Annotated in this window: 19 protein-coding genes and 1 pseudogene; 10 read left to right on the top strand and 10 right to left on the bottom strand. The window is 63.1% G+C overall.

What is annotated here, in order from left to right; genetic code table 11:
- Nucleotides 1-137: 137 nt before the first annotated feature.
- Nucleotides 138-512, bottom strand: coding sequence for an Mth938-like domain-containing protein (locus tag AWB82_RS09465; RefSeq protein ID WP_086966868.1), 375 nt, complete (start codon nucleotides 510-512; stop codon nucleotides 138-140).
- Nucleotides 513-967: 455 nt separating this feature from the next.
- Here AWB82_RS09465 and AWB82_RS09460 point away from each other — a divergent pair, with 455 nt between their 5' ends.
- The 4 genes from AWB82_RS09460 (at nucleotide 968) to AWB82_RS09445 (ending at nucleotide 6,804) form a co-directional block, all read left to right on the top strand.
- Complete coding sequence (locus AWB82_RS09460) at nucleotides 968-2,206, top strand: pyridoxal phosphate-dependent aminotransferase (RefSeq protein ID WP_200818073.1); 1,239 nt, start codon at nucleotides 968-970, stop codon at nucleotides 2,204-2,206.
- A gap of 25 nt (nucleotides 2,207-2,231) precedes the next feature.
- The gene (locus tag AWB82_RS09455; RefSeq protein WP_086966866.1) at nucleotides 2,232-3,554 is read left to right on the top strand and encodes a homoserine dehydrogenase; all 1,323 of its coding nucleotides are present in this window, start codon (nucleotides 2,232-2,234) and stop codon (nucleotides 3,552-3,554) included.
- An 11-nt stretch (nucleotides 3,555-3,565) separates the two neighbouring features.
- The gene (gene thrC, locus AWB82_RS09450; protein ID WP_086966865.1) at nucleotides 3,566-5,011 is read left to right on the top strand and encodes a threonine synthase; all 1,446 of its coding nucleotides are present in this window, start codon (nucleotides 3,566-3,568) and stop codon (nucleotides 5,009-5,011) included.
- 200 nt (nucleotides 5,012-5,211) lie between these two features.
- Nucleotides 5,212-6,804, top strand: coding sequence for an ABC-F family ATPase (locus tag AWB82_RS09445; RefSeq protein WP_086966864.1), 1,593 nt, complete (start codon nucleotides 5,212-5,214; stop codon nucleotides 6,802-6,804).
- A 76-nt stretch (nucleotides 6,805-6,880) separates the two neighbouring features.
- Here AWB82_RS09445 and AWB82_RS09440 read toward each other — a convergent pair whose 3' ends face one another.
- The 3 genes and pseudogenes from AWB82_RS09440 to AWB82_RS09430 form a co-directional block, all read right to left on the bottom strand.
- The gene (locus AWB82_RS09440; protein WP_086966863.1) at nucleotides 6,881-7,084 is read right to left on the bottom strand and encodes a DUF1289 domain-containing protein; all 204 of its coding nucleotides are present in this window, start codon (nucleotides 7,082-7,084) and stop codon (nucleotides 6,881-6,883) included.
- A 72-nt stretch (nucleotides 7,085-7,156) separates the two neighbouring features.
- Nucleotides 7,157-8,350, bottom strand: a pseudogene (locus AWB82_RS09435) (phospholipase A).
- Nucleotides 8,351-8,544: 194 nt separating this feature from the next.
- Entirely contained in the window at nucleotides 8,545-9,882 is a 1,338-nt protein-coding gene (locus tag AWB82_RS09430) for an Nramp family divalent metal transporter (protein ID WP_086966862.1), read from the bottom strand.
- A 563-nt stretch (nucleotides 9,883-10,445) separates the two neighbouring features.
- On the opposite strand from AWB82_RS09430, the gene AWB82_RS09425 reads away from it, so the two are divergent.
- From AWB82_RS09425 to AWB82_RS09410, 4 genes are all read left to right on the top strand, one after another.
- A complete protein-coding gene (locus tag AWB82_RS09425; protein ID WP_407642983.1) occupies nucleotides 10,446-11,561 on the top strand; it encodes a polyamine ABC transporter substrate-binding protein in 1,116 nt (371 codons plus the stop codon).
- 129 nt (nucleotides 11,562-11,690) lie between these two features.
- Complete coding sequence (locus tag AWB82_RS09420) at nucleotides 11,691-12,863, top strand: ABC transporter ATP-binding protein (protein WP_086966861.1); 1,173 nt, start codon at nucleotides 11,691-11,693, stop codon at nucleotides 12,861-12,863.
- On the top strand, nucleotides 12,860-13,768 hold the full coding sequence (locus tag AWB82_RS09415) for an ABC transporter permease subunit (RefSeq protein WP_086966860.1): 909 nt from the start codon (nucleotides 12,860-12,862) through the stop codon (nucleotides 13,766-13,768). Before AWB82_RS09420 ends, AWB82_RS09415 begins: the two co-directional genes overlap by 4 nt.
- Nucleotides 13,768-14,583 carry an ABC transporter permease subunit gene (locus AWB82_RS09410; RefSeq protein WP_086966925.1) on the top strand — a complete coding sequence of 272 codons (816 nt, stop codon included), beginning with the start codon at nucleotides 13,768-13,770 and terminating at the stop codon, nucleotides 14,581-14,583. The genes AWB82_RS09415 and AWB82_RS09410 overlap by 1 nt, the downstream gene beginning before the upstream one ends.
- Before the next feature lie 60 nt (nucleotides 14,584-14,643).
- On the opposite strand, the gene AWB82_RS09405 is transcribed toward AWB82_RS09410, so the two are convergent.
- The 3 genes from AWB82_RS09405 to mfd all read right to left on the bottom strand — a co-directional run bounded on the left by AWB82_RS09405 (nucleotide 14,644) and on the right by mfd (nucleotide 20,462).
- Nucleotides 14,644-15,648, bottom strand: coding sequence for a threonine/serine dehydratase (locus AWB82_RS09405; protein ID WP_086966859.1), 1,005 nt, complete (start codon nucleotides 15,646-15,648; stop codon nucleotides 14,644-14,646).
- 23 nt (nucleotides 15,649-15,671) lie between these two features.
- Nucleotides 15,672-16,907 carry an acetylornithine deacetylase gene (argE, locus tag AWB82_RS09400; RefSeq protein WP_086966858.1) on the bottom strand — a complete coding sequence of 412 codons (1,236 nt, stop codon included), beginning with the start codon at nucleotides 16,905-16,907 and terminating at the stop codon, nucleotides 15,672-15,674.
- Nucleotides 16,908-16,985: 78 nt separating this feature from the next.
- A complete protein-coding gene (mfd, locus tag AWB82_RS09395) occupies nucleotides 16,986-20,462 on the bottom strand; it encodes a transcription-repair coupling factor (RefSeq protein ID WP_086966857.1) in 3,477 nt (1,158 codons plus the stop codon).
- A gap of 150 nt (nucleotides 20,463-20,612) precedes the next feature.
- On the opposite strand from mfd, the gene ispD reads away from it, so the two are divergent.
- Together ispD and ispF are read left to right on the top strand one after the other, a co-directional pair.
- Complete coding sequence (gene ispD, locus AWB82_RS09390; RefSeq protein WP_086966856.1) at nucleotides 20,613-21,335, top strand: 2-C-methyl-D-erythritol 4-phosphate cytidylyltransferase; 723 nt, start codon at nucleotides 20,613-20,615, stop codon at nucleotides 21,333-21,335.
- A gap of 26 nt (nucleotides 21,336-21,361) precedes the next feature.
- The gene (ispF, locus tag AWB82_RS09385; RefSeq protein ID WP_086966855.1) at nucleotides 21,362-21,853 is read left to right on the top strand and encodes a 2-C-methyl-D-erythritol 2,4-cyclodiphosphate synthase; all 492 of its coding nucleotides are present in this window, start codon (nucleotides 21,362-21,364) and stop codon (nucleotides 21,851-21,853) included.
- Between the two features lie 37 nt (nucleotides 21,854-21,890).
- On the opposite strand, the gene AWB82_RS09380 is transcribed toward ispF, so the two are convergent.
- The 3 genes from AWB82_RS09380 to AWB82_RS09370 all read right to left on the bottom strand — a co-directional run bounded on the left by AWB82_RS09380 (nucleotide 21,891) and on the right by AWB82_RS09370 (nucleotide 24,616).
- Nucleotides 21,891-22,415 carry a carboxymuconolactone decarboxylase family protein gene (locus AWB82_RS09380; RefSeq protein WP_086966854.1) on the bottom strand — a complete coding sequence of 175 codons (525 nt, stop codon included), beginning with the start codon at nucleotides 22,413-22,415 and terminating at the stop codon, nucleotides 21,891-21,893.
- 89 nt (nucleotides 22,416-22,504) lie between these two features.
- Nucleotides 22,505-23,053 (bottom strand): peroxiredoxin, encoded by a 549-nt coding sequence (locus AWB82_RS09375; RefSeq protein ID WP_086966853.1) that lies wholly within the window; start codon nucleotides 23,051-23,053, stop codon nucleotides 22,505-22,507.
- A 198-nt stretch (nucleotides 23,054-23,251) separates the two neighbouring features.
- Nucleotides 23,252-24,616 (bottom strand): ATP-binding protein, encoded by a 1,365-nt coding sequence (locus AWB82_RS09370; protein ID WP_086966852.1) that lies wholly within the window; start codon nucleotides 24,614-24,616, stop codon nucleotides 23,252-23,254.
- Nucleotides 24,617-24,648 lie beyond the last annotated feature (32 nt).

Genomic DNA, 24,648 nt, shown 5'->3' with positions numbered 1-24,648 from the left:
GGATGCCGGGCGGGAGTGTAGCGCACGGCCGTCCGACGCTCCTCGAATTTGACAATCGGCAAGCACCGGCTCGCTCCGATATCGGACGAGCGGCGCGAGTGTGTCAGCGCTTCCTTAGCGGTTCCTTAGGGCTTCCCTCAGGCTTCGATCAGGAGCGCAACGGCCACGCGCCGGCCTTCAGCCATCAGGATGTTGTAGGTACGGCAGGCCGCGCCGAAATCCATCGTCTCGACGCCGATGCGTTGCTTCGCCAGTTGCGCCGTGAGGCGCGGATGCGGAAAGCGCAGTCGCGAGCCGCTACCGAAAATGACGACTTCCGGGGCCTCCTGAACGAGCGCATCGAAATGCTCGGGCGTGAGCGCCTCGAACGACGACACCGGCCACGGCGTGACGGGCGTGCGCGGCATGACGATCACGCTGCCTTCGTGTCTTTCGAGATTGATCGCCACGAAGCCGTCTCCGTAGCTCGTGATGGTGTTGAGCGCGCTGTTGTTATCCTGGTGCAGTTTCAAAACGATGATCCGGCAAGGGAAAGGGAAGAGACTCGGCGGGCGCGGCGGCGTGAGAAGCGCTCCGCGCGCGCGTTTGCAACGCCACCGGCGCCTGCTCCGGCGCATTCGATTGGTGCATTGCGGAACTGAGCCATAATCAGTAAATTATAACTTTTCGGCTGCCGGGCTTGCTCGTGCGCCGCCCGTTGCGCTCGCGCGCCGCCACAAGCCGCCTTCGACACGCAATCCGGTCCGCATCGCCCATGCCTTACCTGGCGCGGCGTCTAAAATGCATCGTTCGGCGCTCGGAACAGAGCGAGCCGTCCGGGCGAGCCGCCTTCAGGCTTCAACCTCGGTATTTATTGCAACGCCCGCTCGCGGCTCGCGCGCGGGACTGGCTGTCCGGAAGACCGGGCCGCACCTGACCGACATCACAAAAACCAGTCCGCATTCACATCAGACCCAGAGCGCCAGCCGTGAAACCGATTCTCAAATCCAATAAGCTGCAAAACGTCTGCTACGACATTCGCGGGCCCGTGCTCGAACACGCGAAGCGCCTCGAAGAGGAAGGTCATCGCATCATCAAGCTGAATATCGGCAATCTGGCGCCGTTCGGTTTCGAGGCGCCGGACGAGATCATTCAGGACATGATCCGCAACCTGCCGGGTTCGTCGGGCTATTCGGATTCGAAGGGCGTGTTCGCCGCGCGCAAGGCGATCATGCATTACACGCAGCAAAAGGGCGTGACGGGCGTCGAACTGGACGATATCTACATCGGCAATGGCGCGTCGGAACTGATCGTCATGGCGATGCAGGCGCTCCTGAACGACGGCGACGAAGTGCTCCTTCCGGCGCCGGATTATCCGCTGTGGACGGCCGCGGTGAGCCTGTCGTCGGGCACGCCGCGTCACTATATGTGCGACGAGAGCAACGGCTGGATGCCCGATCTCGACGACATCCGCGCGAAAATCACGCCGAATACGAAGGCGCTCGTCGTCATCAACCCGAACAATCCGACGGGCGCGCTGTACTCGGACGACCTGCTGCGCGAACTGATCGCGCTCGCGCGCGAGCACGGCCTGATTATTTTCGCCGATGAGGTCTACGACAAGATCGTCTACGACGGGCAAACGCATACGTCGATGGGCGCGCTGTCCGAAGACGTCATCACGGTCACGTTCAACAGCCTCTCGAAAAGTTACCGTTCGTGCGGTTATCGCGCGGGCTGGATGGCGATTTCCGGGTTGATCGAAGAGAATCGCCGCCGCGCGAAGGACTATCTCGAAGGCCTCGGCATTCTCGCGTCGATGCGCCTGTGCCCGAACGTGCCCGGCCAGTACGCAATCCAGACGGCGCTCGGCGGCTATCAAAGCATCAACGACCTGATCGTGCCGGGCGGGCGTCTCTACAAGCAGCGCGAGCTCGCCTACGACATGCTCACGGCCATTCCCGGCGTGACCTGCGTGAAGCCGCAAGCCGCGCTCTACATGTTCCCGAAGCTCGATCCGAAGATGTATCCGATCCAGGACGACCAGCAGTTCATCACCGACCTGCTGCTCGAAGAGCGCGTGCTGCTCGTGCAGGGCACGGGCTTCAACTGGCCGACGCCGGATCACTTCCGCGTGGTTTTCCTGCCGAACGTCGACGATCTCGCGGATTCGATCAACCGGATCGCGCGCTTCCTCGACGGCTATCGCAAACGACATTCCGCTTAATCTCTCTTTTAAAGACTCGCGCTGCATGGAACCGATCAAAGTAGGACTCTTGGGCTTCGGCACGGTTGGCAGCGGCACCTTCACGGTGCTGCGCCGTAACCAGGAAGAAATCAAACGACGCGCGGGACGCGGCATCGAAATTTCGCGCGTCGCGGTGCGCACGCCGGCGAAGGCGGAAGCCGCGAAGCAGGAAGGCGTCGCGGTGACGGACGACTTCAACGCGGTCGTCGACGATCCTTCCATCGATATCGTGTGCGAAATGATCGGCGGCACGGGCTTCGCGCGCGAGCTGGTGCTGCGCGCGATCGCGAACGGCAAGCATGTCGTGACGGCCAACAAGGCGCTGCTCGCGGTACACGGCACGGAGATTTTCGAGGCCGCGCGCGCAAAGGGCGTGATGGTCGCGTTCGAGGCGGCGGTGGCGGGTGGCATTCCGATCATCAAGGCGCTGCGCGAAGGGCTGACGGCGAACCGCATCGAATACATCGCGGGCATCATCAACGGCACGACGAACTACATTCTTTCGGAGATGCGCGACCGCGGGCTCGACTTCGCGACCGCATTGAAAGCCGCGCAGGAACTGGGTTACGCGGAAGCCGATCCGACCTTCGACATCGAAGGCGTCGATGCCGCGCACAAGGTCACGATCATGAGCGCGATTGCGTTCGGCGTGCCGGTGCAATTCGATCGCGCGTATGTGGAAGGCATCAGCAAGCTGGCGGCCATCGACATTCGCTACGCCGAGGATCTGGGCTATCGCATCAAGCTGCTTGGCATCGCGCGGCGTTCGGAGAAGGGCATCGAGTTGCGCACGCATCCGACGCTCGTTCCGGCCAAGCGCCTGCTCGCGAACGTCGAAGGCGCGATGAACGCGGTCGTCGTGCACGGCGATGCGGTCGGCACGACGCTGTACTACGGCAAGGGCGCGGGCGCGGAGCCGACCGCTTCGGCGGTGGTCGCCGATCTCGTCGACGTGACGCGCCTGCATACTGCCGACTCCGAGCATCGCGTGCCGCATCTGGCGTTCCAGCCGGACAGCCTCTCGAACACGCCGATCCTGCCGATCGACGAAATAACGAGCGGCTACTACCTGCGCCTGCGCGTCGCGGACGTGACCGGCGTGCTCGCGAACATCACGCGCATTCTCGCGGACAAGGGCATCTCCATCGACGCGCTGCTGCAGAAGGAATCGGAAGAAGTCGACGGCGCGAACAAGGGCGAGACCGACATCATCCTCATCACGCACGAGACGGTGGAAAAGAACGTGAACGCGGCGATCGTGCAGATCGAGGCGCTGTCCACGGTCGTCTCGGAAGTGACGAAGTTGCGCATGGAAGCGCTCAACTAAGGGCAAGCACGATGAACTACATTTCGACGCGCGGCGCCGGCACGAACGAGCGCCACACGTTCTCGGACATTCTGCTCGGCGGCCTCGCGAAAGACGGCGGCCTGTATCTGCCGGCGCAATATCCGAAGGTCGGCGCCGATGAACTCGCGCGCTGGCGCACGCTGTCGTACGCGGATCTCGCATTCGAAGTGCTGTCGAAGTTCAGCGACGACATTCCCGCCGACGACCTGCGCTCGCTCACGCGCAAGACCTACACGGCGCAGGTCTACAGCAACGTGCGCCACGAAGAGAGCGCGGTGCAGATCACGCCGCTCAAGACGCTCGGCGAGGAAAACGGCACGACGCTTTCTCTGCTGGAACTGTCGAACGGTCCGACGCTCGCCTTCAAGGACATGGCGATGCAACTGCTCGGCAATCTGTTCGAGTACGCGCTCGCGAAGCACGGCGAAACGCTGAACATTCTCGGCGCGACTTCGGGCGACACCGGCAGCGCCGCCGAATACGCCATGCGCGGCAAGACCGGCGTGCGCGTGTTCATGCTGTCGCCGCACAAGAAGATGAGCGCGTTCCAGACCGCGCAGATGTTCTCGCTGCAGGACCTGAACATCTTCAATCTGGCGGTCGAGGGCAACTTCGACAATTGCCAGGACATCGTCAAGGCCGTATCGAACGATCACGCATACAAGGCGAAGCACAAGATCGGCACGGTCAATTCGATCAACTGGGCGCGCGTCGTCGCGCAGGTCGTGTACTACTTCAAGGGCTATTTCGCCGCGACGCGAAGCAACGGCGAAAGCGTGTCGTTCACGGTGCCGTCGGGCAACTTCGGCAATGTGTGCGCGGGACATATCGCCCGCATGATGGGCCTGCCGATCGATCAGCTCGTGGTCGCGACTAACGAAAACGACGTGCTCGACGAGTTCTTCAAGACCGGCGTGTATCGCGTGCGCGGCGCGGCGGAGACGTATCACACGACCAGTCCGAGCATGGACATCTCGAAGGCCTCGAATTTCGAGCGTTTCGTGCACGACCTGCTCGGCCGTGACCCGGCGCGCGTGCTGCAACTGTTCCGCGACGTGGAGGAGAAGGGCGGCTTCGACCTCGCGGCGAGCGGCGATTTCGCGCGCGTGAAGGAATTCGGCTTCGTGTCGGGCAAGAGCGGCCACGACGACCGCGTGAAGACGATCCGCGACGTGTTCGAGCGCTATCACACGATGATCGACACGCACACCGCCGACGGCGTGAAGGTCGCGCGCGAGAATCTCAAGCCCGGCGTGCCGATGATTATTCTGGAAACGGCGCAACCGATCAAGTTCGGCGAGACGATCCGCGAGGCGCTCAATCGCGAGCCGGAGCGGCCGTCCGCATTCGTGGGACTTGAAAAACTGCCGCAAAAGTTCGATATCGTTCCCGCGGATGCAGGCGTGGTGAAGGCGTTCATCGCCGAGCGCACATAACGCGAAAGGCGCATCCGCCTCGTGCGGATCGCAGCCGGAATGCACGGGGCGCGGCCGCATCGGCCGTGCCCTTTTTTCATGATGCGGCACCAAAACCGCGCCCGGCCGATGTCCCCGCAATCGCCGCTCGCAGGCAAAAGTCCGCCAAAAGCTGTTAAAATCTTAGGTTTTTCGTCGTACCCCATTCAAAAGGACGCGCCGTGCTGTCTACCGCCAATATCACCATGCAATTCGGGCCCAAGCCCCTCTTCGAGAACATCTCGGTCAAGTTCGGCGAAGGCAATCGCTATGGACTGATCGGCGCCAACGGCTGCGGCAAGTCGACCTTCATGAAGATTCTGGGCAGCGATCTGGAGCCGTCGTCGGGCAACGTCATGCTGGAGCCGAACGTGCGCCTCGGCAAGCTGCGCCAGGATCAGTTCGCGTTTGAAGACATGCGCGTGCTCGACGTCGTCATGATGGGCCACACCGAAATGTGGGCCGCGATGACCGAGCGCGACGCGATCTACGCGAACCCCGACGCGACCGACGACGACTACATGCGCGCCGCCGATCTCGAAGCCAAGTTCGCCGAATACGACGGCTACACGGCTGAGGCGCGCGCGGGCGAACTGCTGCTCGGCATCGGCATCGACATCAAGGATCACAACGGCCCGATGAGCAACGTAGCGCCGGGCTGGAAGCTGCGCGTGCTGCTCGCGCAGGCGCTGTTCTCAAAGCCCGACGTGCTGCTGCTCGACGAGCCGACCAACAACCTCGACATCAACTCGATCCGTTGGCTGGAAGACGTGCTCAACCAGTACAACTCGACGATGATCATCATCTCGCACGATCGACACTTCCTGAACCAGGTCTGCACGCACATGGCGGACATGGACTACGGCACGCTGAAGGTCTGGCCGGGCAACTACGACGACTACATGCTCGCGTCGACGCAGGCGCGCGAGCGTCAGCAGGCCGCGAACCAGAAGGCGAAGGATCGCGTGGCCGATCTGCAGGACTTCGTGCGCCGCTTCTCGGCGAACAAGTCGAAGGCGCGTCAGGCGACCAGCCGTCTGAAGATGATCGACAAGATCAAGATCGAGGAATTCAAGCCGTCGTCGCGTCAGAACCCGTTCATTCGCTTCGAGTACGAAAAGAAGCTGCACAACATCGCGGTGGTCGCGGAAGACATCACGAAGAAGTACGACCGGACGATCTTTCAGAACTTCTCGCTGAGCGTGCAACCGGGCGAGCGTATCGCGATCATCGGCGAGAACGGCGCGGGCAAGACCACGCTGCTCAAGTCGCTCAAGGGCGCGCTGGAGCTCGATCACGGCACGGTCAAGTGGGCGGAAAACGCGAACGTCGGCTACATGCCGCAGGACACGTACGAAGAGTTTCCGAAGGACGAGACGCTGACCGACTGGATCGACCAGTACCGCAAGGAAGGCGACGACGAGCAGATGATGCGCGGCACGCTCGGCCGTCTGCTCTTCAATGCGGACGACATCAAGAAAAACGTGAAGGTGCTGTCGGGCGGCGAGAAGGGCCGCATGATCTGGGGCAAGCTGATGCTCGGCCGCCACAACGTGCTGCTGATGGACGAGCCGACGAACCACATGGACATGGAGTCCATCGAATCGCTGCAGATCGCGCTGGACAAGTTCGAAGGCACGCTGATCTTCGTGTCGCACGACCGCGAATTCGTGAGCGGGCTGGCGAACCGGATCATCGAAGTGAAGACCAATGGCACGCTGCGCGACTTCGGCGGGAATTACGAGGATTTCCTGACGAGTCAGGGCATTCAGTAATCACGGTTATCGCCGCTTCGCGCACGCTGTGAAAAAAGCGGCCCGTCTCGAAAGAGCGGGCCGTTTTTCATTGCGCTCAGAGCTTGTCGTTACGGAACCGCATCGCCGTGCCTTCGCGCGTGATGCGCGCCCAGATCGCGCGTTTTTCGTCGTCGTTCAGGAACACCCAGTTGGACACTTCGCCGGCCGTGCGGCCGCAGCCTTTGCAGACTTCGTCGAAGAGCGTGGAGCATACGCCGATGCAGGGACTATCAGGCAGATCGTGAAGATTCGAAGACATTAGGCTAACTCGTGACCGAATCGACGCCGGAAAAAGAGGGCGGCAACGCGGCGTTCAAAATCGTAAAAAAACTCAACGCGCGATACTGTAGCCTATCCGCGCGATCCAGTGATTGCGCTGGTTGTAATCGAGGATGTCCTCGCCGTATCCGTTGAAATAGCTCACGAACAGGTAGCCGCCCCACGCGCTGCCGATCAGCTTCGCGAGCGGATAGGTAAGTTGCGATTCCACGCTGCCGTACCAGTGTTTCGTGCCTTTGCGCAGCGTCGTCGCGAGTTGCCAGCCATCCGGGCTGCCGTACTTCACGAGAAAATCCACGTAGCCGCGATAATTCGCGATGTCCTCGTTGCCGGCCTTCGAAAGGTAGTAATAGAACTTCGGCGAGAGCGTCAGGTGATTGCCGTTGAGATCGCCGAACTCCCACGTCGGGCGCACGAACGCGATATTGATCGCGCGCGATTCGTCGCCGCTCTTGCCGTTCGACTCGTGCCCGATGCCCGCCGAGACGCCCATGCGCGTAAAGAGCGCGCTCTTCCAGCCCGTGTCCTCCACGTAGTAGAACAGTTGCGGCTGAAAGCTGATGTCGCGAAACGGCACAGATTCGGCCGAGAGATTTCATATCGCCGTCTGCGTGTAGCCGAAGTAGAGGTTATCGAGAAAGCCGCGCGAGCGCGGATCGTCGGGCAGATGCAGGCGGTATTTAAAGCTGAACTGGAATTTCGCGAGATTGTCGCCGTTCTTGCCGTCCGCGAAATAGATCGGCTCGAAGGTCGAGAAGCGGCCGGAGAGCAAGGTGTCGGTGCTGGACGTCGGAACGATGGCGGTGTTCGCGGCGGCCGTCGCGCTCGCGAGTTGCGCGGGCGTCGTGGCTTGCGATTCGGTCTTTTCCGCGGCGGCGACCTGAGTCTGGGTGTCGCTCCGATTGATCGTGACGAGCATCGGCGAAGCATCGAAGCCCACTGGATCGATCTTTACCGTGCCGCGCGCCGAATCGGGCCACGGCGCGGAAAAGCGCACGCGGCGATATTGGCCCGGCGCGAGGCGCAAGCGATCCGGCACCTTGGGATCGCGTTGCAGCGCGAGCGGCGCGGGCGGCAGATCGCCGTTGGTCAGGTTCACGGTCAGTTGCTTCGGTACATCGACGGTGAGGGTTTTCGCGTCATCGTCGGTATAGAGGAGCGTCAGTTCGAGCGGTTGCGAGGCGGCGGCTTCTCGCGCCGGCTGCAGCACCGCGACGGTCGCGTGAACCGCTCCGCATGCGCCCATGCCGGCGCAAAGAAGCGTGATCGTGCGAGCGCGGCGGGAAGTTTTCAGTGGAAGCGATCGTGGGCCGTGGGGCATGCAGTTCGTGTCCTGTCGGGGCAGAGGCGGGCGGGCATAGGAAGAGTCTGATAGCACGAGTCGCGCCACGATCTCGAAAATCGGAACGAAATCGGAACGAAATCGGCATGAAATAGATGTCAGCTTGAAAAAAGCGCCTGCCAGAGCATCGCGCCGTTCAGTGCGACGATCACGCCCGCGCACATCCACGCCAGCGCGAGCGGCACGCGCGCGACGCGCCAGCGGCCCATCAGCCCGGCATCGGAGGCGAAGCGCACGAGCGGAATCACGGCGAGCGGCAATTGCAGGCTCAGCCCGACCTGCGTCGCGACCAGGAGCGCGTTGGAGCCGTGCTGGCCGAAGCTCGCGACCGCGACCAGCGCCGGACCGATTGCGAGGCCGCGCGTCAGCAGCGCCCGGGCCCAGCGCGCCATTTTGAGGCGCAGGAAGCCCTCCATCACCGCCTGGCCGGCGAGCGTGCCCGTGACCGTCGCGTTCAGGCCGCAAGCGAGCAGCGCGGCGGCGAACACGACGCCCGCCCAATGACTGCCGACGAGCGGCGCGATCAGACGATGCGCATCGGCGAGATCGTCGACATCGGTGTGCCCGTTCGCGTGGAAGACCGCCGCCGCGACCACCAGCAGCGATGCGTTGACGATGAACGCGAGCCCGAGCGAGCCGAACGTGTCGATGTTCACGCCGTGAAGCGCGCGCCCGATGGTCGCGTCGTCGCGCGGGCTCGCATGTTCCTTGACGAGCGCGGAGTGCAGATAGAGGTTGTGCGGCATCACCGTTGCGCCAAGCACGCCGGCGGCGAGCCAGAGCATGCCCGCATCGCGCAGCAGTTCACGCGACGGCGCGAGCCCGCGCAGCGCGTCGCTGAGAACCGGATGCGTCAGCGCAAGTTCGACCACGAAGCAGAAGCTCACGAAGCAGATCAGCGCCGTTACCGCGCGCTGCAGCGGGCGCTTGCCGCGGCTTTGCAGCGCGAGCATCGCGAAAGCCGCGACCGCCGAAAACAGCACGCCCGCCGTGAGCGAGATGCCGAAGAGCATCTGCAACGCCACCGCGCTGCCGACGACTTCCGCGACATCGCACGCGACGACCGCAATCTCGCACGCGATCCACAGCACGAGCGTCGTGCGCCGGCTGTAGCGCTCGCGGCACAGTTGCGCGAGGTCCCGCCCGGTCACGACACCCACGCGCGATGCGATCCATTGCAGCAGCATGCCCATGAGACTCGCGAGCAGAACGACGAAAAGCAGCGAGTAGCCGTAGCGCGCGCCGCTCGCGAGCGCCGTCGCCCAATTGCCGGGGTCCATGTAGCCGACGGCCACGAGCGCACCCGCGCCGGCGAACGAATACCAGCGTCCGTGCGGGTGCGCAGCGCGCTGCAGATCCTCGCGGCTCGCCGCGGGCGACTGCGCGTCGGATTTCGCGGCAGAAAGCTGGGCGAGCGCGGACGGATTGGTATTCATGCGGGAGGCAGCCTCGAATAGCGATGCAACGGCGGCTTCGTGTCAGTCGTAGCGCGTGCGTTGCCGGTTCGGAAGACGCCGCGGTTCGCGGCGCACGTCGAATTGGCTCGCAACAACTGTTCCGCTGGCTATTCGTCAGGCTCGGACGTCCGGCTCATTCGCGCTCGCCACTCTCGCAGGACTCTACGAAACGACGGCGCAAAGGGATGCAGGCGACCGATCGCGAATGATGACATTGCATCGGGCTTACGCTCGCGTGTCACTTTGGCGAGTGTGGTTTTATCGGGTGCAGCGGCGGCCGATTAGGGGCTAAAATGCGCGCTCTTTCCGGCTGTCCGCAAGCGGCGTGAGGCCGTGGAAAGGCCCGCGTGGCAAGACTGTGGCCGCACGGCGCCAAGGCGTGTACATTTTGCGCGACACGCGGCGCATTAGTTTTTTGTCGCGCTTGCGTTTAATGGTAGTTTTCGGGGTTTTAAGGGAGTCGCGGGTCGATCGGCGATAAGAAAACGCGCCGGGTCCGCGCGGCGCGACGTCGTGACAAGTCGGAACAAGGGAGAATCGAGATGCACGAGAAACTGGCGAGCCGCACGGCCAAGCTGGCGGGCGCCCTGGCATGCGCCGCGATGTTGACTCCGCTCGCGGCATCCGCGAAGGACACGCAGTTGAACGTATACAACTGGTCGGACTATATCGCGAAGGACACGATTCCCAACTTCACCAAGCAGACCGGCATCAAGGTGAAGTACGACAACTACGACAGCGACGACACCCTGCAGGCCAAGCTTCTCACCGGCCGTTCCGGCTATGACATCGTCGTGCCGACGAGCAATTACGCGGGCAAGCAGATCGCCGCGAACATCTTCGCGCCGCTCGACAAGTCGAAGCTGCCCAACCTGAAGTACCTCGATCCCGACCTGATGAAGCTCGTCGAAGGCGCGGACCCGGGCAACAAGTACGTGGTGCCCTGGGCCTACGGCACGACCGGCCTCGGCTACAACGTCGACAAGGCCAGGCAGATTCTCGGCCCGAACGCCGAACTGAACAACTGGGACATCCTCTTCAAGCCCGAGAATATTTCGAAGCTGAAGGCGTGCGGCGTCTCGGTGCTCGACGCGCCGGACCAGATGTTCGCGGCTGCGCTGCACTACATCGGCAAGGATCCGATGAGCACGAACCCGGCCGATTATCGCGAAGCGCTCGCGATGATGAAGAAGATCCGCCCGTACATCACGCAGTTCAACTCGTCGGGTTACATCAACGACATGGTTGGCGGCGACATCTGCTTCACCTACGGCTGGTCGGGCGACGTCGTGATCGCGAAGCACCGCGCCGTCGAGGCGAAGAAGGCGTTCAAGATCGAGTACTACATTCCGAAGGGCGGCGCGCCCGTGTGGTTCGACGTAATGGCGATTCCGAAGGACGCCAAGAATAAGGACGCGGCGCACGAGTGGATCAACTACATCGAGACGCCGCAGGTTCACGCGGCGATCACGAACGCGGTGTACTACCCGAGCGCGAACCTCGAAGCGCGCAAGTACGTGGACAAGGATGTCGCGAACGATCCGGCCGTGTATCCGCCGCCGGACGTCATCAAGACGCTGTTCTTGCTAAAGCCGCTGCCGCCGGAAATCCAGCGCCTGCAGACGCGGCTCTGGACGGAATTCAAGTCCGGTCGATGAAATCCAGAAGCCGGTTATTCTTTTGATCGACGAAGCCCCTGGACCGCCGGGGGCTTTGTTCGTGACACGCATCGCGCGGCGAGGCGCGTCACGAAAGACGCATGGAAGCACGGAGTCGAACAGGCAATCATGAGTGAGCAGTCGAGCGCGTTGAAGGCAGCGCCTAATTCCGGCCGTCGCGAGCCGGGCAGTGCCCCATCGGCCCCGGACACGGACGACAACTTCGTGCAGATCGTCGACGTCGTGAAGAAATTCGGCGAGACGACGGCCGTGCGGGGCGTCAACCTGTCAGTGAAGAAGGGCGAGTTGTTCGCGCTGCTCGGCAGCTCGGGCTGCGGCAAGTCGACCCTTCTGCGCATGCTCGCCGGGCTCGAATCCGTGACCGAAGGGCAAATCCTGATCGACGGAGAAGACCTCGCGAAGATGCCGCCGTACAACCGGCCGACCAACATGATGTTTCAGTCCTACGCGCTCTTTCCGCATATGAGCGTGGAGGCGAACGTCGCCTTCGGGCTGAAACAGGAAGGCGTGAAAGGCGGCGAGTTGAAGGACCGCGTCGGCAACGCGCTCGAACTCGTGCAGATGGCGAAGTTCGCCAAGCGCAAGCCGCATCAGTTGTCGGGCGGCCAGCAGCAGCGCGTCGCGCTCGCGCGCAGCCTCGTGAAGCGCCCGAAACTTCTCTTGCTCGACGAGCCTATGTCCGCGCTCGACAAGCAGATTCGTCAGCGCACGCAGATCGAGCTCGTCAATATTCTCGACACGGTCGGCGTCACCTGCATCATGGTGACGCACGATCAGGAAGAGGCGATGACGATGGCCAATCGCCTCGCCGTGATGAGCGAAGGGCAGATCGTGCAGCTCGGCACGCCGCACGAAGTCTACGAGTATCCGAACACCCGCTTCTCGGCGCAGTTCATCGGCTCGACGAATCTCTTCGATGGCAATGTCGTCGAGGACGAGCCGGATCCCATTTTCATCGAATCGCCGGACCTGCCGGTGCGTCTCTATGTGAGCCACGGCATTACCGGGCCGCTCGGCATGCCGGTAACGATCTCCGTGCGTCCTGAGCGCATCGCACTCACGCGCAAGCCGCCCGAAGGCACGTACAACTGGGGCCGCGGCAAGGTCACGAACATTGCGTATATGGGCGGCTATACGCTCTATCACGTGACGCTCGATTCCGGCAAGGTCGTGGTCGCGAACCTGTCGAGCCTTGCAATCGGCGAAATCGATTCGCCCAGCTTCGACGACGAAGTCTATGTACGCTGGAGCGCGTCGGCGGGCGTCGTGCTGACCGCATGATGATGAACTGGCTCAAACGCATCGGCGTGTCCGGACGCACGCTCGTCATCGGCGGCCCGTATCTGTGGCTGCTGCTGCTGTTCTTCGTGCCGTTCCTGCTCGTCGTGAAGATCAGCTTCTCGGACAGTCAGCTCGGCATTCCGCCGTACACGGATCTCGTGACGATGGAACAGGGCGTGATGCATATCGCGCTCGATTTCGCGCACTACGCGTTCCTCGTGCAGGACAGCCTGTACTTCGCGACCTACATGAACTCGCTGCTGGTCGCGGCGGTGTCGACGCTGCTGTGCCTGCTGATCGGCTATCCGATGGCGTATTACATCGCCCGCTCGAATCCGGCCTCGCGCAACATCCTGATGATGGCCGTGATGCTGCCGTTCTGGACGTCGTTCCTGATTCGCGTGTACGCGTGGATCGGCATTCTCAAGAACAACGGCCTGCTCAACAACTTCCTCATGTCGATCGGCTTGCTGCATTCGCCGATCGAGCTGTATCACACGAACATCGCGGTCTATATCGGCATGGTGTATTCGTATTTGCCGTTTCTCGTGATGCCGCTTTACGCGCATCTCGTGAAGATGGATCTGACCTTGCTCGAAGCGGCCTACGATCTGGGCGCGAAGCCGTGGAAGGCGTTCGTGCAGATCACGTTGCCGCTGTCAAAGAACGGCATCATCGCGGGCTGCCTGCTCGTGTTCATTCCGGCAGTGGGCGAGTACGTGATCCCCGAACTGCTCGGCGGCGCGGACACACTGATGATCGGCCGCGTCATGTGGAACGAGTTCTTCAACAACGCCGACTGGCCGATGGCTTCCGCCGTCACCTGCGCGATGGTCCTGCTGCTGCTCGTGCCGATGGCGCTCTTCCAGCACTTCCAGGCGAATCAACTGGAGGGCAAGCGATGATCAAGGTGAGCCGTCCGTTGCAAATCACCGCGCTCGGCCTCGGGTTTGCGTTTCTGTATATCCCGATCCTGAGTCTCATCGTTTATTCGTTCAACGATTCGCCGCTCGTCACCGTCTGGACCGAGCCGTCGCTCAAGTGGTATCGCGCACTCGTCACCGACGACGAACTCATCAACGCTGCGTGGCTTTCGTTGCGCATCGCGTTTCTGACGGCGTGCGCGTCGGTCGTGATCGGCACGTGGGCGGGTTTCGTGCTCGCGCGCATGGGGCGCTTCAGGGGCTTCACGCTCTACGCGGGCATGATCAACGCGCCGCTCGTGATTCCCGAAGTCATTCAGGGCATTTCGCTGCTGCTGCTGTTCGTCGAAATGGCGAAGCTCATCGGATGGCCGGATCGCGGCTTCTTCACGATCTGGATCGGGCACGTGATGTTGTGCATCTCGTATGTCGCGATCATCGTGGAGTCGCGCGTGCGGGAACTGAATCCGTCGCTGGAGGAAGCCGCGCTCGATCTCGGCGCGACGCCGCTGCGCGTGTTCTTCTCGATCACGCTGCCGCTCATCTCGCAGGCGCTCGTCGCCGGATGGCTGCTGTCGTTCACGCTGTCGATCGACGATCTCGTGCTGTCGGCGTTCCTGTCCGGCCCCGGCTCGACGACATTGCCGCTGGTCGTGTTCTCGCGCGTGCGTCTGGGTCTGAACGCGGAGATGAACGCGCTCGCGACCTTGTTCATCGCGCTCGTGACGGTGGGCGTGATCGCGGCGAATGCGTTCATGCAGCGCAGCGAACGCAGAAGGCTCGCTGAGGTGTTGTAACGCCTGACTCGCTTTGGAATAGGGATGAGACCGCGGCCCCTGAACGGGGCCGCGCGCATTTCAGGCGTTCGCCAGATGCTTCGCGAAGGTCGCCGGATCGGTATTGGTGCCGCACAACAGCACGCCGACGCGCTTGCCGTGCAAGCGCTCGCGCAACGGTCCAAGCAGGGCGGCCGTGGCGGCGGCGCACGCCGGTTCGACGGCGAGCTTCAGTTCGCTGAATAGCTGCAGCATGCCTTGACGCAACGCGCCGTCCGACACGGTGACGATGTCATCGATATGCCGCCGGCACAGCTCATAGCTGTACTGCTCGGTGTGCGGCGCCATCAGCGAATCGGCGATACCGTGCATCGCGCCCATCTTGATCGTGTGATTCGCCTCGAAGCTGCGTTTCATCGCGTCGGACCCTTCCGGCTCCACGCCGTACACATGCAGCGACGGGTTCGCGAGACGCATCGCCGTCGATACGCCCGCGGCCAGGCCGCCGCCGCCGATCGGCAGGATCACCGCGTCGAGATCGGGCGCCTGCGAAGTCCACTCATAACCGAGCGTCGCCGTACCGAGCACCGTGCGATAGCCGTTGAACGGATGGATGAACACGCGTCCTTCTTCCGCTTCGACGCGCCGCACGACATCGAACGCCTCGGCGACATTCTCCGCGAACACGACTTCCGCGCCGAAGCGCCGGCAAAGCGCCACGCGCGCCGGGCTCGCGCTCTTGATGATGACGACCTTCGCGCCCACTTGCATGCGCTGCGCCGCGTAGGCCACGGCCACCGCGTGATTGCCCGCCGAGACGCACGTGACGCCCGCCGAACGTTCGCTGTCGGTGAGCGCGAGGATGTTCGAAAACGCGCCTCGCGCCTTGAACGTGCCGCTCGCCTGAAATAGTTCGAACTTGAACGTGACGGGCGTGCCTTCGAGCGTCGGAAAATCGTGACGCTCGAAGGTTGGCGTGCGCGCGACCCACGGCGTGAGCGCCATGTGCTGCTCGGCGATCTCGTCGAGCGTCGGAATGGGCGTGCCGTCGATCGTATTGTCGGAATGCTGCGTGGCAGTGGACATGGCCTGTTGTTGTTCAGAGAAGGTCAGCGGGGCTGTGCTTCGACGGACATGCTGTGGATGAATTTGCCGAGGAACGCCTCGCACTGGACGAGTTGTTCGAGCGACACGTACTCGTTCGCCTTGTGCGCCTGCTCGATATTGCCCGGCCCGCACACGATGCTCGGCACGCCCGCGTTCGCGAACAAACCGGCTTCGGTGCCGTAGGCGACCTTGTGCTTCTCCTGGTTTTCCGTGAGCGCGCGCACGAGTTGCGTGATCGCGGCCTGTTCGGTGGCGTCGAGGCCGGGCGCGGACGCGAGCTTCGTGAATTCGATTGCCGCGTTGCCGTGTTCCTTCAACATCTTCGGCAGCAGCGTTTCGTGCGCATACGACTCGATGCGTTTGAAAATCCCGTCCGGATCGATGGTCGGCAGATTGCGGAATTCGAACTCGAAATTGCACTCGGCGGGCACGGTGTTGATCGCGTTGCCGCCTTTGATCGTGCTCGTCTGCCCGGTGGTGAAGGGCACGTCGTAGAGTTCGTCGAACGGGCCGTTTGCGCGGAACTCATCGACGAGATCGCGGATGTGGCAGATGAGCCGCGCCGCATACTCGATGGCGTTCAGACCCTTCGGCGTCAGCGACGAGTGCGCAGCGAACCCGCGCACGCAGCAGTGGTACGTGTTGATGCCCTTGTGCGCGATGATCGGGCGCATGGATGTGGGCTCGCCGACAATGCAGCCATCGGGCCTCAGGCCGCGCTTTTGCAGGTCGGCGATCATCAGCGGCGCGCCGGCGCAGCCAACTTCCTCGTCATAGGAAAGCGCGAAGTGGATGGGCTTCGCGAGCTTCGTCGCCTGCATTTTCGGCAGCATGGCGAGCGCCGCGCCGATGAAGCCCTTCATGTCGCACGAGCCCCGGCCGTAGAGCAGGCCGTCGCGCACTTCGGGCTTGAACGGGTCGCTCTGCCAATCCTGGCCGTCGACCGGCACGACATCCGTATGACCCGACAGCACGATGCCGCCGTTGGTCGCGCCGTCGTGCGCCGGGACCGTGGCGAAGAGATTCGCCCACTGGCCGCGCGGATCGTTGGTAATGGTCGCTTCGATACCCGCCTGGCGCAATGCGTCGCGCACGGTTTCGATCAGGCCGAGATTCGGATTACGGCTGACGGTATCGATGGAAACGAGGCGCTCGACCCACGGCAGCGAGATCGGCGATGAAAGACCGGACGAGGAAGATGAAGCTTCGAGATGCGCCGATTCAGCGATCTGTGACATGTTTTAACTCCTGCGGATAGAGTTCGATCATAGCCCAAACGAGGGCTTTCCCGCAGGAGCCGAAATTCCGCAAAGCCTTTACCGCAGTGCAGCAGCAGGCTGTCGCACCGGCGCGCCCAAGGCCCGCAACGTCTCTTTCACGGTCGAAATCCGCACGGCGAGATCGGGGCTGCGCGACTCGATGCGCAGCTTGTCCTGCCCGGCCAGCTTGATGTGCTTGTGCTTCTGCACCATCTGAATGATCTTCATGCCGTCGACAGGCGGGTTCGGAATGAACTGCAGCGAGATGGACTGCTCGCCCGCGTCGATCTTCGAGATGCCGAGCGGCTTCGCGGCGAGTCGCAGCCGATGCGTCTCGACAAGCGCGTGCGCCTGCGGCGGCAACTTGCCGAAGCGGTCGATGAGCTCTTCGAGAATGCCGTCGATCGCATCGCTCGATTCACAGTTCGCAAGCCGCTTGTACAGGGAAAGGCGTTCCTGCACGTCGGCGCAGTAGTCGGCCGGCAGGATCGCGGGCGCGTGCAGATTGATCTCGGTCGTCGCCGCGAGCGGTGCATTCAGATCTGGCTCGCGGCCTTCCCGCAGCGCGCGCACGGCGTCGTTCAGCATGTCGGTATAAAGCTGGAAACCGATCTCTTGAATTTCGCCCGATTGCTTGTCGCCGAGCACTTCGCCGGTGCCGCGAATTTCCAGATCGTGCATCGCGAGATAGAAGCCCGAGCCGAGCTCCTCCATCTGCTGAATGGCTTCGAGCCGGCGCTGCGCCTGCTTCGTCAACGCCTGCGGATCGTGCACGAGCAAATACGCGTATGCCTGATGGTGCGAGCGCCCGACACGCCCGCGCAACTGGTGCAACTGCGCGAGACCGAACTTGTCCGCGCGATGCATGAGGATCGTGTTCGCGCTCGGCACGTCGATGCCGGTCTCGATGATCGTCGTGCACAACAGCACGTTCGCGCGCTGGCCGACGAAATCGCGCATCACGCGCTCCAGTTCGCGCTCGTGCATCTGTCCGTGCGCGACCGCGATGCGCGCCTCGGGCACCAGCGCCTCCAGCATCGCGCGGCGATTCTCGATCGTTTCCACTTCGTTGTGCAGGAAGTACACCTGGCCGCCGCGCTTCAGTTCGCGCAACATCGCCTCGCGGATCACGCCGTCTTCCTCGCGGCGCACGAAGGTCTTGATCGCGAGCCGCTTCTGCGGCGCGGTCGCGATCACGGAGAAATCGCGCAGACCTTCGAGCGCCATGCCGAGCGTGCGCGGAATCGGCGTCGCGGTGAGCGTGAGCACGTCGACTTCCGCGCGCAGGGCCTTGAGCGCTTCCTTCTGCCGCACGCCGAAGCGATGTTCCTCGTCGATGATCACGAGCCCCAGCTGCTTGAACTTCACATCGCTCGACAAGAGCTTGTGCGTGCCGATGACGATATCGACCGAGCCTTCGTTGATCTGCTGAATCGAAGTCGATACTTCCTTGCCGCTCTTGAAGCGCGACAACTCCGCGATGCGCACGGGCCAGTCGGCGAAGCGGTCGGTGAAGGTTTGCGTGTGCTGTTCCGCGAGCAGCGTGGTGGGCGAGAGAATCGCGACCTGCTTGCCCGCCATCACCGCGATAAACGCGGCGCGCAGCGCGACTTCCGTCTTGCCGAAGCCGACATCGCCGCACACGAGGCGGTCCATCGGCTTGCCGCTCGTCATGTCGCCGATGACGGACACGATCGCCGCGGCCTGATCGGGCGTTTCCTCGAAGCCGAAGCTTTCCGCGAACTTGGTGTAGTCGCGCGGTTCGAGCTTGAACGCATAACCTTCGCGCGCGGCGCGGCGCGCGTAGAGGTTGAGCAGTTCGGCGGCCGTATCGCGGATCTGCTGCGCGGCCTTGCGCTTGGCTTTTTCCCACTGACCGGAGCCGAGCGTATGCAACGGCGCGCTGTCCGGGTCCGCGCCGCTATAGCGCGAAATCACGTGCAATTGCGCGACCGGCACGTACAGCTTCGCTTCGTTGTGGTATTCGAGATGCAGGAACTCGGTATCGCCTTCGCCAAGGTCCATCGACACGAGGCCCATGTATCGGCCGATGCCGTGCTGCGCATGCACGACCGGATCGCCGATCTTCAGTTCGGCGAGGTCGCGCACCATCGAATCGACGTTGCTCGCCTGTTCCTGGCGGCGTCGTCCGGCGCGACGCGCGAGCGGTCCGTACAACTCCGTTTCGGTGACGATCGAAAGCTTTTCCGTCGGCAGGGCGAAGCCGTTGGCGAGCGGCGCGATGCCGAGCGTGAACTTGCCGTCGGCAGCCAGCCATTCCTGGAACGTGTCGCGCAACTCGCTGCGCAGGCCGTTGTCGACGAGCAATTGCTGAATCGTCTCGCGACGTCCCGCCGATTCCGCGACGAGCATGACGCGATTTTCCGTCTGCTCCAGATAGTGGCGCAGCGCAAGCAGCGGCTCGTCGGCGTGACGGTCGATCGCGAGTCCGGGCAACGGCACGGACCAGCCGCCTTCGGGCGTGGCGGGGAACTTCAACTGCGCGAAGGGCTTCGCGAACGTGAAGAAATCGTCGTCGGTCAGAAAGAGCCGGCGCGGTTCGAGCAAGGGCCGCTCGCGATCGTGCGAGAGGAAGTCGTAGCGCTGCTTCGTGTCGTGCGTGAAGCGCTTGATCGCGGCATCCATGTCGCCGACGAAAGCGAGCTGCGAGCCTTGCGGCAAGTAATGGAAGAGCGTCGCGGTTTCGTCGAAAAAGAGCGGCAGATAGTATTCGATGCCCGCCGACGGCACGCCGTTGCCCATGTCCTTGTAGATCTGCGAGCGGCTCGGATCGCCCTCGAAGACTTCGCGCCAGCGGCTGCGAAAGGCGGTGCGCGCGGCTTCGTCGAACGGAAACTCGCGGCCCGGCAAAAGCCGCACGTCGCGCACGGGGTAGAGGCTGCGCTGCGTGTCGGGATCGAACGCGCGGATGGAGTCCACCTGATCGTCGAACAGGTCGATGCGATACGGCAGCGCCGAGCCCATCGGGTACAGGTCGATGAGCGAGCCGCGCACGCAATACTCGCCCGGCCGCACGACCTGGCTCACGTGCTCATAGCCCGCGAGCGTCAACTGCGCCTTGAGCTTGGTTTCGTCGAGCCGCTCGCCCTGCGTGAACGAAAACGTGTAAGCCGCGAGAAACGACGCGGGCGGCATGCGATAGAGCGCCGTCGTCGCGGGCACGATGAGAATGTCGCAGCGGCCTTCGCCGAGATCGTGCAGGGTCGCGAGACGTTCCGAGACGAGATCCTGGTGCGGCGAGAACGTGTCGTACGGCAGCGTCTCCCAGTCGGGAAGAAGGCGCACGCGTGCATCGGGCGCGAAGAAGGGGATTTCGGCGGCGAGACGTTGCGCATCGACCGCGCCCGCGGTGACGACCGTCAAGAGCGGCACGCTCTCGCGATACGCCGCGTGATAGCGCGCAATGGCGAGCGCATCGGACGAGCCGCTCGCGCCGTCGAAGACGAAGCGCTGACCCGGTTTCACGAGCGCGATGGGGGAACTGGACTGCGCTTTGGCGGCTTTGGAAGGCATAAGGTGTGCATGGAGCCGTCCGGCAAACGCGGGTTCGGAGAGTCGAACCCAACTGTGCGGGACGTGGTCGCGAAAGACCTATTATAAAATCCGGGCATCGACTTTGACTTTGCCCACTTCATTTGCCCTTTATTTGCCCTCTATTCGCCCGTGACTTCCCGCCTGTTCTCACTGATTCCCTGCGCCGGCACCGGCAGCCGCTCCGGCGCGCCCAGCCCTAAGCAATACCAGACGGTCGCGGGCCGCCCGATGCTCGCGTACACGCTCGCGGCCTTCGACGCGTGCTCCGAATTCTCGCAGACGCTCGTCGTGCTTGCACCGGACGACAATCATTTCGACGCGCGCCGCTTCGCCGGACTACGTTTCGCGGTGGAGCGCTGCGGCGGCGCGTCGCGTCAGGCGTCGGTGTACAACGGGCTTATCGCGCTCGCGAGATTCGGCGCGCGCGACGACGACTGGGTGCTCGTACACGACGCCGCGCGCCCCGGCATCACGCCGGCGCTGATTCGCAAACTTGTCGCGGAACTGCGCGATGATGCCATCGGCGGCATTCTCGCGCTGCCCGTCGCGGATACCTTGAAGCGCGTCGCACCGAACATGCCCGGTTCGCCCGCCGACGATGTACGCATTGCCCGCACCGAGTCGCGCGACGGGCTCTGGCAGGCGCAGACGCCGCAGATGTTCCGGCTCGGCATGCTGCGCGCAGCGATCGAGCGTGCCCGTCACGACGGCCACGACCTGACGGACGAAGCGAGCGCCATAGAATGGCTCGGGCACTCGCCGAAGCTGGTTCAGGGCAGCCTGCGCAACTTCAAGGTCACTTATCCGGAAGATTTCGCGCTCGCGGGCGCAATGCTTTCCGGCAGCGTCTGACTCACACTCAACCAAGGTTTGCATCGATGGATTTCAGAATCGGACAAGGGTACGACGTCCACCAGCTCGTCGAGGGCCGCCCGCTCATCATCGGCGGCGTGACGATTCCCTACGAGCGCGGTCTGCTCGGCCACTCGGACGCCGACGTGCTGCTGCACGCGATCACCGACGCGCTCTTCGGGGCGGCGTCGCTCGGCGATATCGGCCGGCATTTTCCGGACACGGCGACCGAATTCGCCGGCGCGGACAGCCGCGTGTTGCTGCGCGAAGCGTTCAGACGTGTGTCGGAGGCGGGTTTCGCGATCGCTAACGTCGACAGCACGATCATCGCGCAGGCGCCGAAGCTCAGCCCCCATATCGATGCTATGCGCGAAAACATCGCCGCCGATCTCGACCTCTCGGTGGACCGCGTGAACGTGAAGGCCAAGACGAACGAGAAGCTCGGCTATCTCGGGCGCAAGGAAGGTATCGAGGCGCAGGCCGCGGTGCTGCTGCGCCGCACGTCGATCGACGGGTAGAGCGAAGCGCCACGCCGTGAAAGCGTGGCGGGAAGCGTCACTTCCCTTCGGCTTCGATCGTCAGCGCGACGGCGTTGATCACCGCCGCGATGCGGCCGACGTCGCGCAATTGCGTCGTCGACATGCCTTCGGCCACGAGATTCTCGTAGTGCGATTTCACGCAGAAATGGCACTTGCCGACGATCGACGCCGCGAGCGCGTACATCTCGAAGCGCCGTTTGCCGACGCCGCCGTGCGACGCGTATGCGTTCATGCGCAAGCCGGCGGGCTGCGTCTTCAGGTCGGCGTTGTCGGCCATTTCCAGATACGGATACCAGACGTTGTTCATGCCCATCAGCGCGGCGGCTGTGAGCACGGCATTCGTCTCTTCCGGCGACAACACGCCCGCTTCGCGAATGATCGCGACAACTTTCGGCGCTTTCGCGGCATACGCGGCGGCAAGCGCCACGCCGACCGCGTCATTGCCTTCGAGCGACGAGCGCGCGATCGTGCCGTCGACATTCAGGCGGATGTCCTTTGCGTAGTCGGGCACCAGTCCCTTGATCGCAGACAGAAATTCCATCGTTTTCTCCTTTTCGAGTGCGTTAAAAAGCCCGCCGCTCGGCCGAACACATTCGGCGCGATGGCGGGCTTCGCGGCATCCAGGAACGCTTACAGGGTCGAGCCGCCGACAGCGCGGTTGCACGGACACAGTTCATCCGTTTGCAGACCGTCGAGAATACGCAGGACTTCTTCCGGGCTGCGGCCGACGTTCAGGTTGTTGACCGACACGTGCTGAATGACGTTGTCCGGATCGACGATGAAGGTCGCGCGCAGGGCCACGCCGGCTTCCTTGTCGCGCACGCCGAGCTGATCGATCAGTTCGCCTTTCACGTCGCCGAACGCGTAGTGATTCAGCTTGTTCAGGTCTTTATGCTCGCGGCGCCACGCCAGCTTGACGAACTCGTTATCGACGCTGCCGCCGAGCAGAATCGCGTCGCGGTCCTCGAAATCACTCGCCAATTTCGCGAACTCGACGATTTCCGTCGGGCACACGAACGTGAAGTCCTTCGGATAAAAATAAATGATCTTCCACTTGCCCGGGAAGGATTGCTCGGTGATTTCCTCGAAGGCCGACTGACCGTTCTCTTCGGGATGATTGAAACCCGGCTTTGCAGCGGTGACAGTGAACGCTTCGACTTTATCGCCAACGGTCTTCATGCGGAAACTCCTGTGAAATCGTTGAAAGAACAAGCGCCAACCAAATTACTGGATCGCCGTAACGCCCGCATGACACTTTCGTGCCAGGCGCGTTGAGCGTTAACCCGGTTCATCTTAACTTTATTTAAATAATTGATTCGATAGTTTTTAACGAACAAATCGGATAGATTTTCGCGAAGGCGCCGATAGAGCGCACGCTTAGCCGTCGAAACGGACGCCGCCTTTCATGGACGGGAAATCGATGGTCACTTCGAACCCGGGCAGGGGCGTGCGGTTGCGCAGACGCAGCGTGCCGCGCTGCCGGGTGACGAGGCGCTGCACGATCGCCATGCCGAGACCCGTGCCGTTCGCCTGCGTGCGCGCCGTATCGACCCGATAGAACGGGCGCGTGATGAGCGCGACCTGATCGTCGGGAATGCCGCAGCCTTCATCCATCACGGAGAGTTCGACCCTGCCGTGCACGACCCGCGTCTGCAGCGTGATGCGTGCGACGTCGTCGTGTTCGCTGCGGCCGTATTTGCGCGCGTTTTCGAGCAGGTTGCCGACCACGCGCCGCGCATCGGTGGGATCGCCCTCGATGACCGCGCCTTGCGCAAGATCGGTGTGCATGACGACGCCGTCGTCGGCCTGGAAGCGGGCGGCAAGCTCGCCCGCGATCATCGACAGATCCACGGCCTCGGGCATGCGCTGCATTGGCCGCGCATAGTCGAGAAAGCGTCCGATGATCATGTCCATCTGCTCGATGTCGTCGACCATTGCGAGCTTGGTCGCTTCGTCCGACGGACTCATTTCCGTTTCGAGACGCAGGCGCGCGAGCGGGGTGCGCAGATCGTGCGAAATGCCCGCGAGCATCAGCGCGCGGTCGGCTTCGAGCTGTTCGAGATCCTGCACCATCTGGTTGAAGCTTCGATTGGTTTCCGCCGCAACGCCCATGCCGCGTTCGGGCAAAGCCTCCGGCGATTGTCCCGAGCCGACCTTGCGCGCCGCGAGCGCCAGCCGCGCAAACGGCCGGTTCACAAGACTCGTGATGAACGCCGCGCCGAAGAGCGACAGCGCGAGCGCGAACACGCCCCAGCCGGCCCATTGCAGGCCGGTGACGGTGTCGAGCTGATCGCGATCGAGCGCGACCCAGTAATCGTCGTCGTCGATCTTGAAGCTGATCCAGACGCCGGGAATATCGTTCACCGACTGCGCGATGATCGTCTCGTTGCCGAGCCGCCCGCGCACGTCGCGCTCGATCAGCCGGTTGAGCGATTCATCGGGCTGCAGCTTGTACTTGTCGCTGGTCTCGCGCGGATACACGCGCACACCCTCGTTGCTCTCCAGATCCTGAAGCAGCGCGCGGCGCAGATCGGGGTCGGAATAGAGCAGGGCGGTGCGCGTGAGCTTGACCACGGCGACGAGCTGAAGCGCCACGCGCTGCGCGCGCGGTTCGCGCTCGATCACGCGAAAGCTCTGGAACCACGCCGTGAGACTGACTGCGATGAGCAGTGCGATCAGCGCGAAGGTTCGCCAGAACAGGCCGCCGAACGCGAGCGCCAGTAGCCGCCTGTCGATGCGCATGAGTCTGTCGGGTTCAGCTCGGTGAAGTGGGG

The organism is Caballeronia glebae (assembly GCF_001545035.1).
Classification (GTDB): Bacteria; Pseudomonadota; Gammaproteobacteria; order Burkholderiales; family Burkholderiaceae; genus Caballeronia; species Caballeronia glebae.
This window is presented reverse-complemented; position numbering and strand designations above follow the sequence as displayed.

Coding starts and splice junctions, on each gene's coding strand:
- AWB82_RS09440 (WP_086966863.1), bottom strand. CDS start 7,084: ATGTCTTCGAATCTTCACGATCTGCCTGATAGTCCCTGCATCGGCGTA.
- AWB82_RS09455 (WP_086966866.1), top strand. CDS start 2,232: ATGGAACCGATCAAAGTAGGACTCTTGGGCTTCGGCACGGTTGGCAGC.
- AWB82_RS09420 (WP_086966861.1), top strand. CDS start 11,691: ATGAGTGAGCAGTCGAGCGCGTTGAAGGCAGCGCCTAATTCCGGCCGT.
- AWB82_RS09425 (WP_407642983.1), top strand. CDS start 10,446: ATGCACGAGAAACTGGCGAGCCGCACGGCCAAGCTGGCGGGCGCCCTG.
- AWB82_RS09370 (WP_086966852.1), bottom strand. CDS start 24,616: ATGCGCATCGACAGGCGGCTACTGGCGCTCGCGTTCGGCGGCCTGTTC.
- AWB82_RS09375 (WP_086966853.1), bottom strand. CDS start 23,053: ATGAAGACCGTTGGCGATAAAGTCGAAGCGTTCACTGTCACCGCTGCA.
- thrC (WP_086966865.1), top strand. CDS start 3,566: ATGAACTACATTTCGACGCGCGGCGCCGGCACGAACGAGCGCCACACG.
- argE (WP_086966858.1), bottom strand. CDS start 16,907: ATGTCACAGATCGCTGAATCGGCGCATCTCGAAGCTTCATCTTCCTCG.
- AWB82_RS09430 (WP_086966862.1), bottom strand. CDS start 9,882: ATGAATACCAATCCGTCCGCGCTCGCCCAGCTTTCTGCCGCGAAATCC.
- ispF (WP_086966855.1), top strand. CDS start 21,362: ATGGATTTCAGAATCGGACAAGGGTACGACGTCCACCAGCTCGTCGAG.
- AWB82_RS09415 (WP_086966860.1), top strand. CDS start 12,860: ATGATGATGAACTGGCTCAAACGCATCGGCGTGTCCGGACGCACGCTC.
- AWB82_RS09380 (WP_086966854.1), bottom strand. CDS start 22,415: ATGGAATTTCTGTCTGCGATCAAGGGACTGGTGCCCGACTACGCAAAG.
- AWB82_RS09405 (WP_086966859.1), bottom strand. CDS start 15,648: ATGTCCACTGCCACGCAGCATTCCGACAATACGATCGACGGCACGCCC.
- mfd (WP_086966857.1), bottom strand. CDS start 20,462: ATGCCTTCCAAAGCCGCCAAAGCGCAGTCCAGTTCCCCCATCGCGCTC.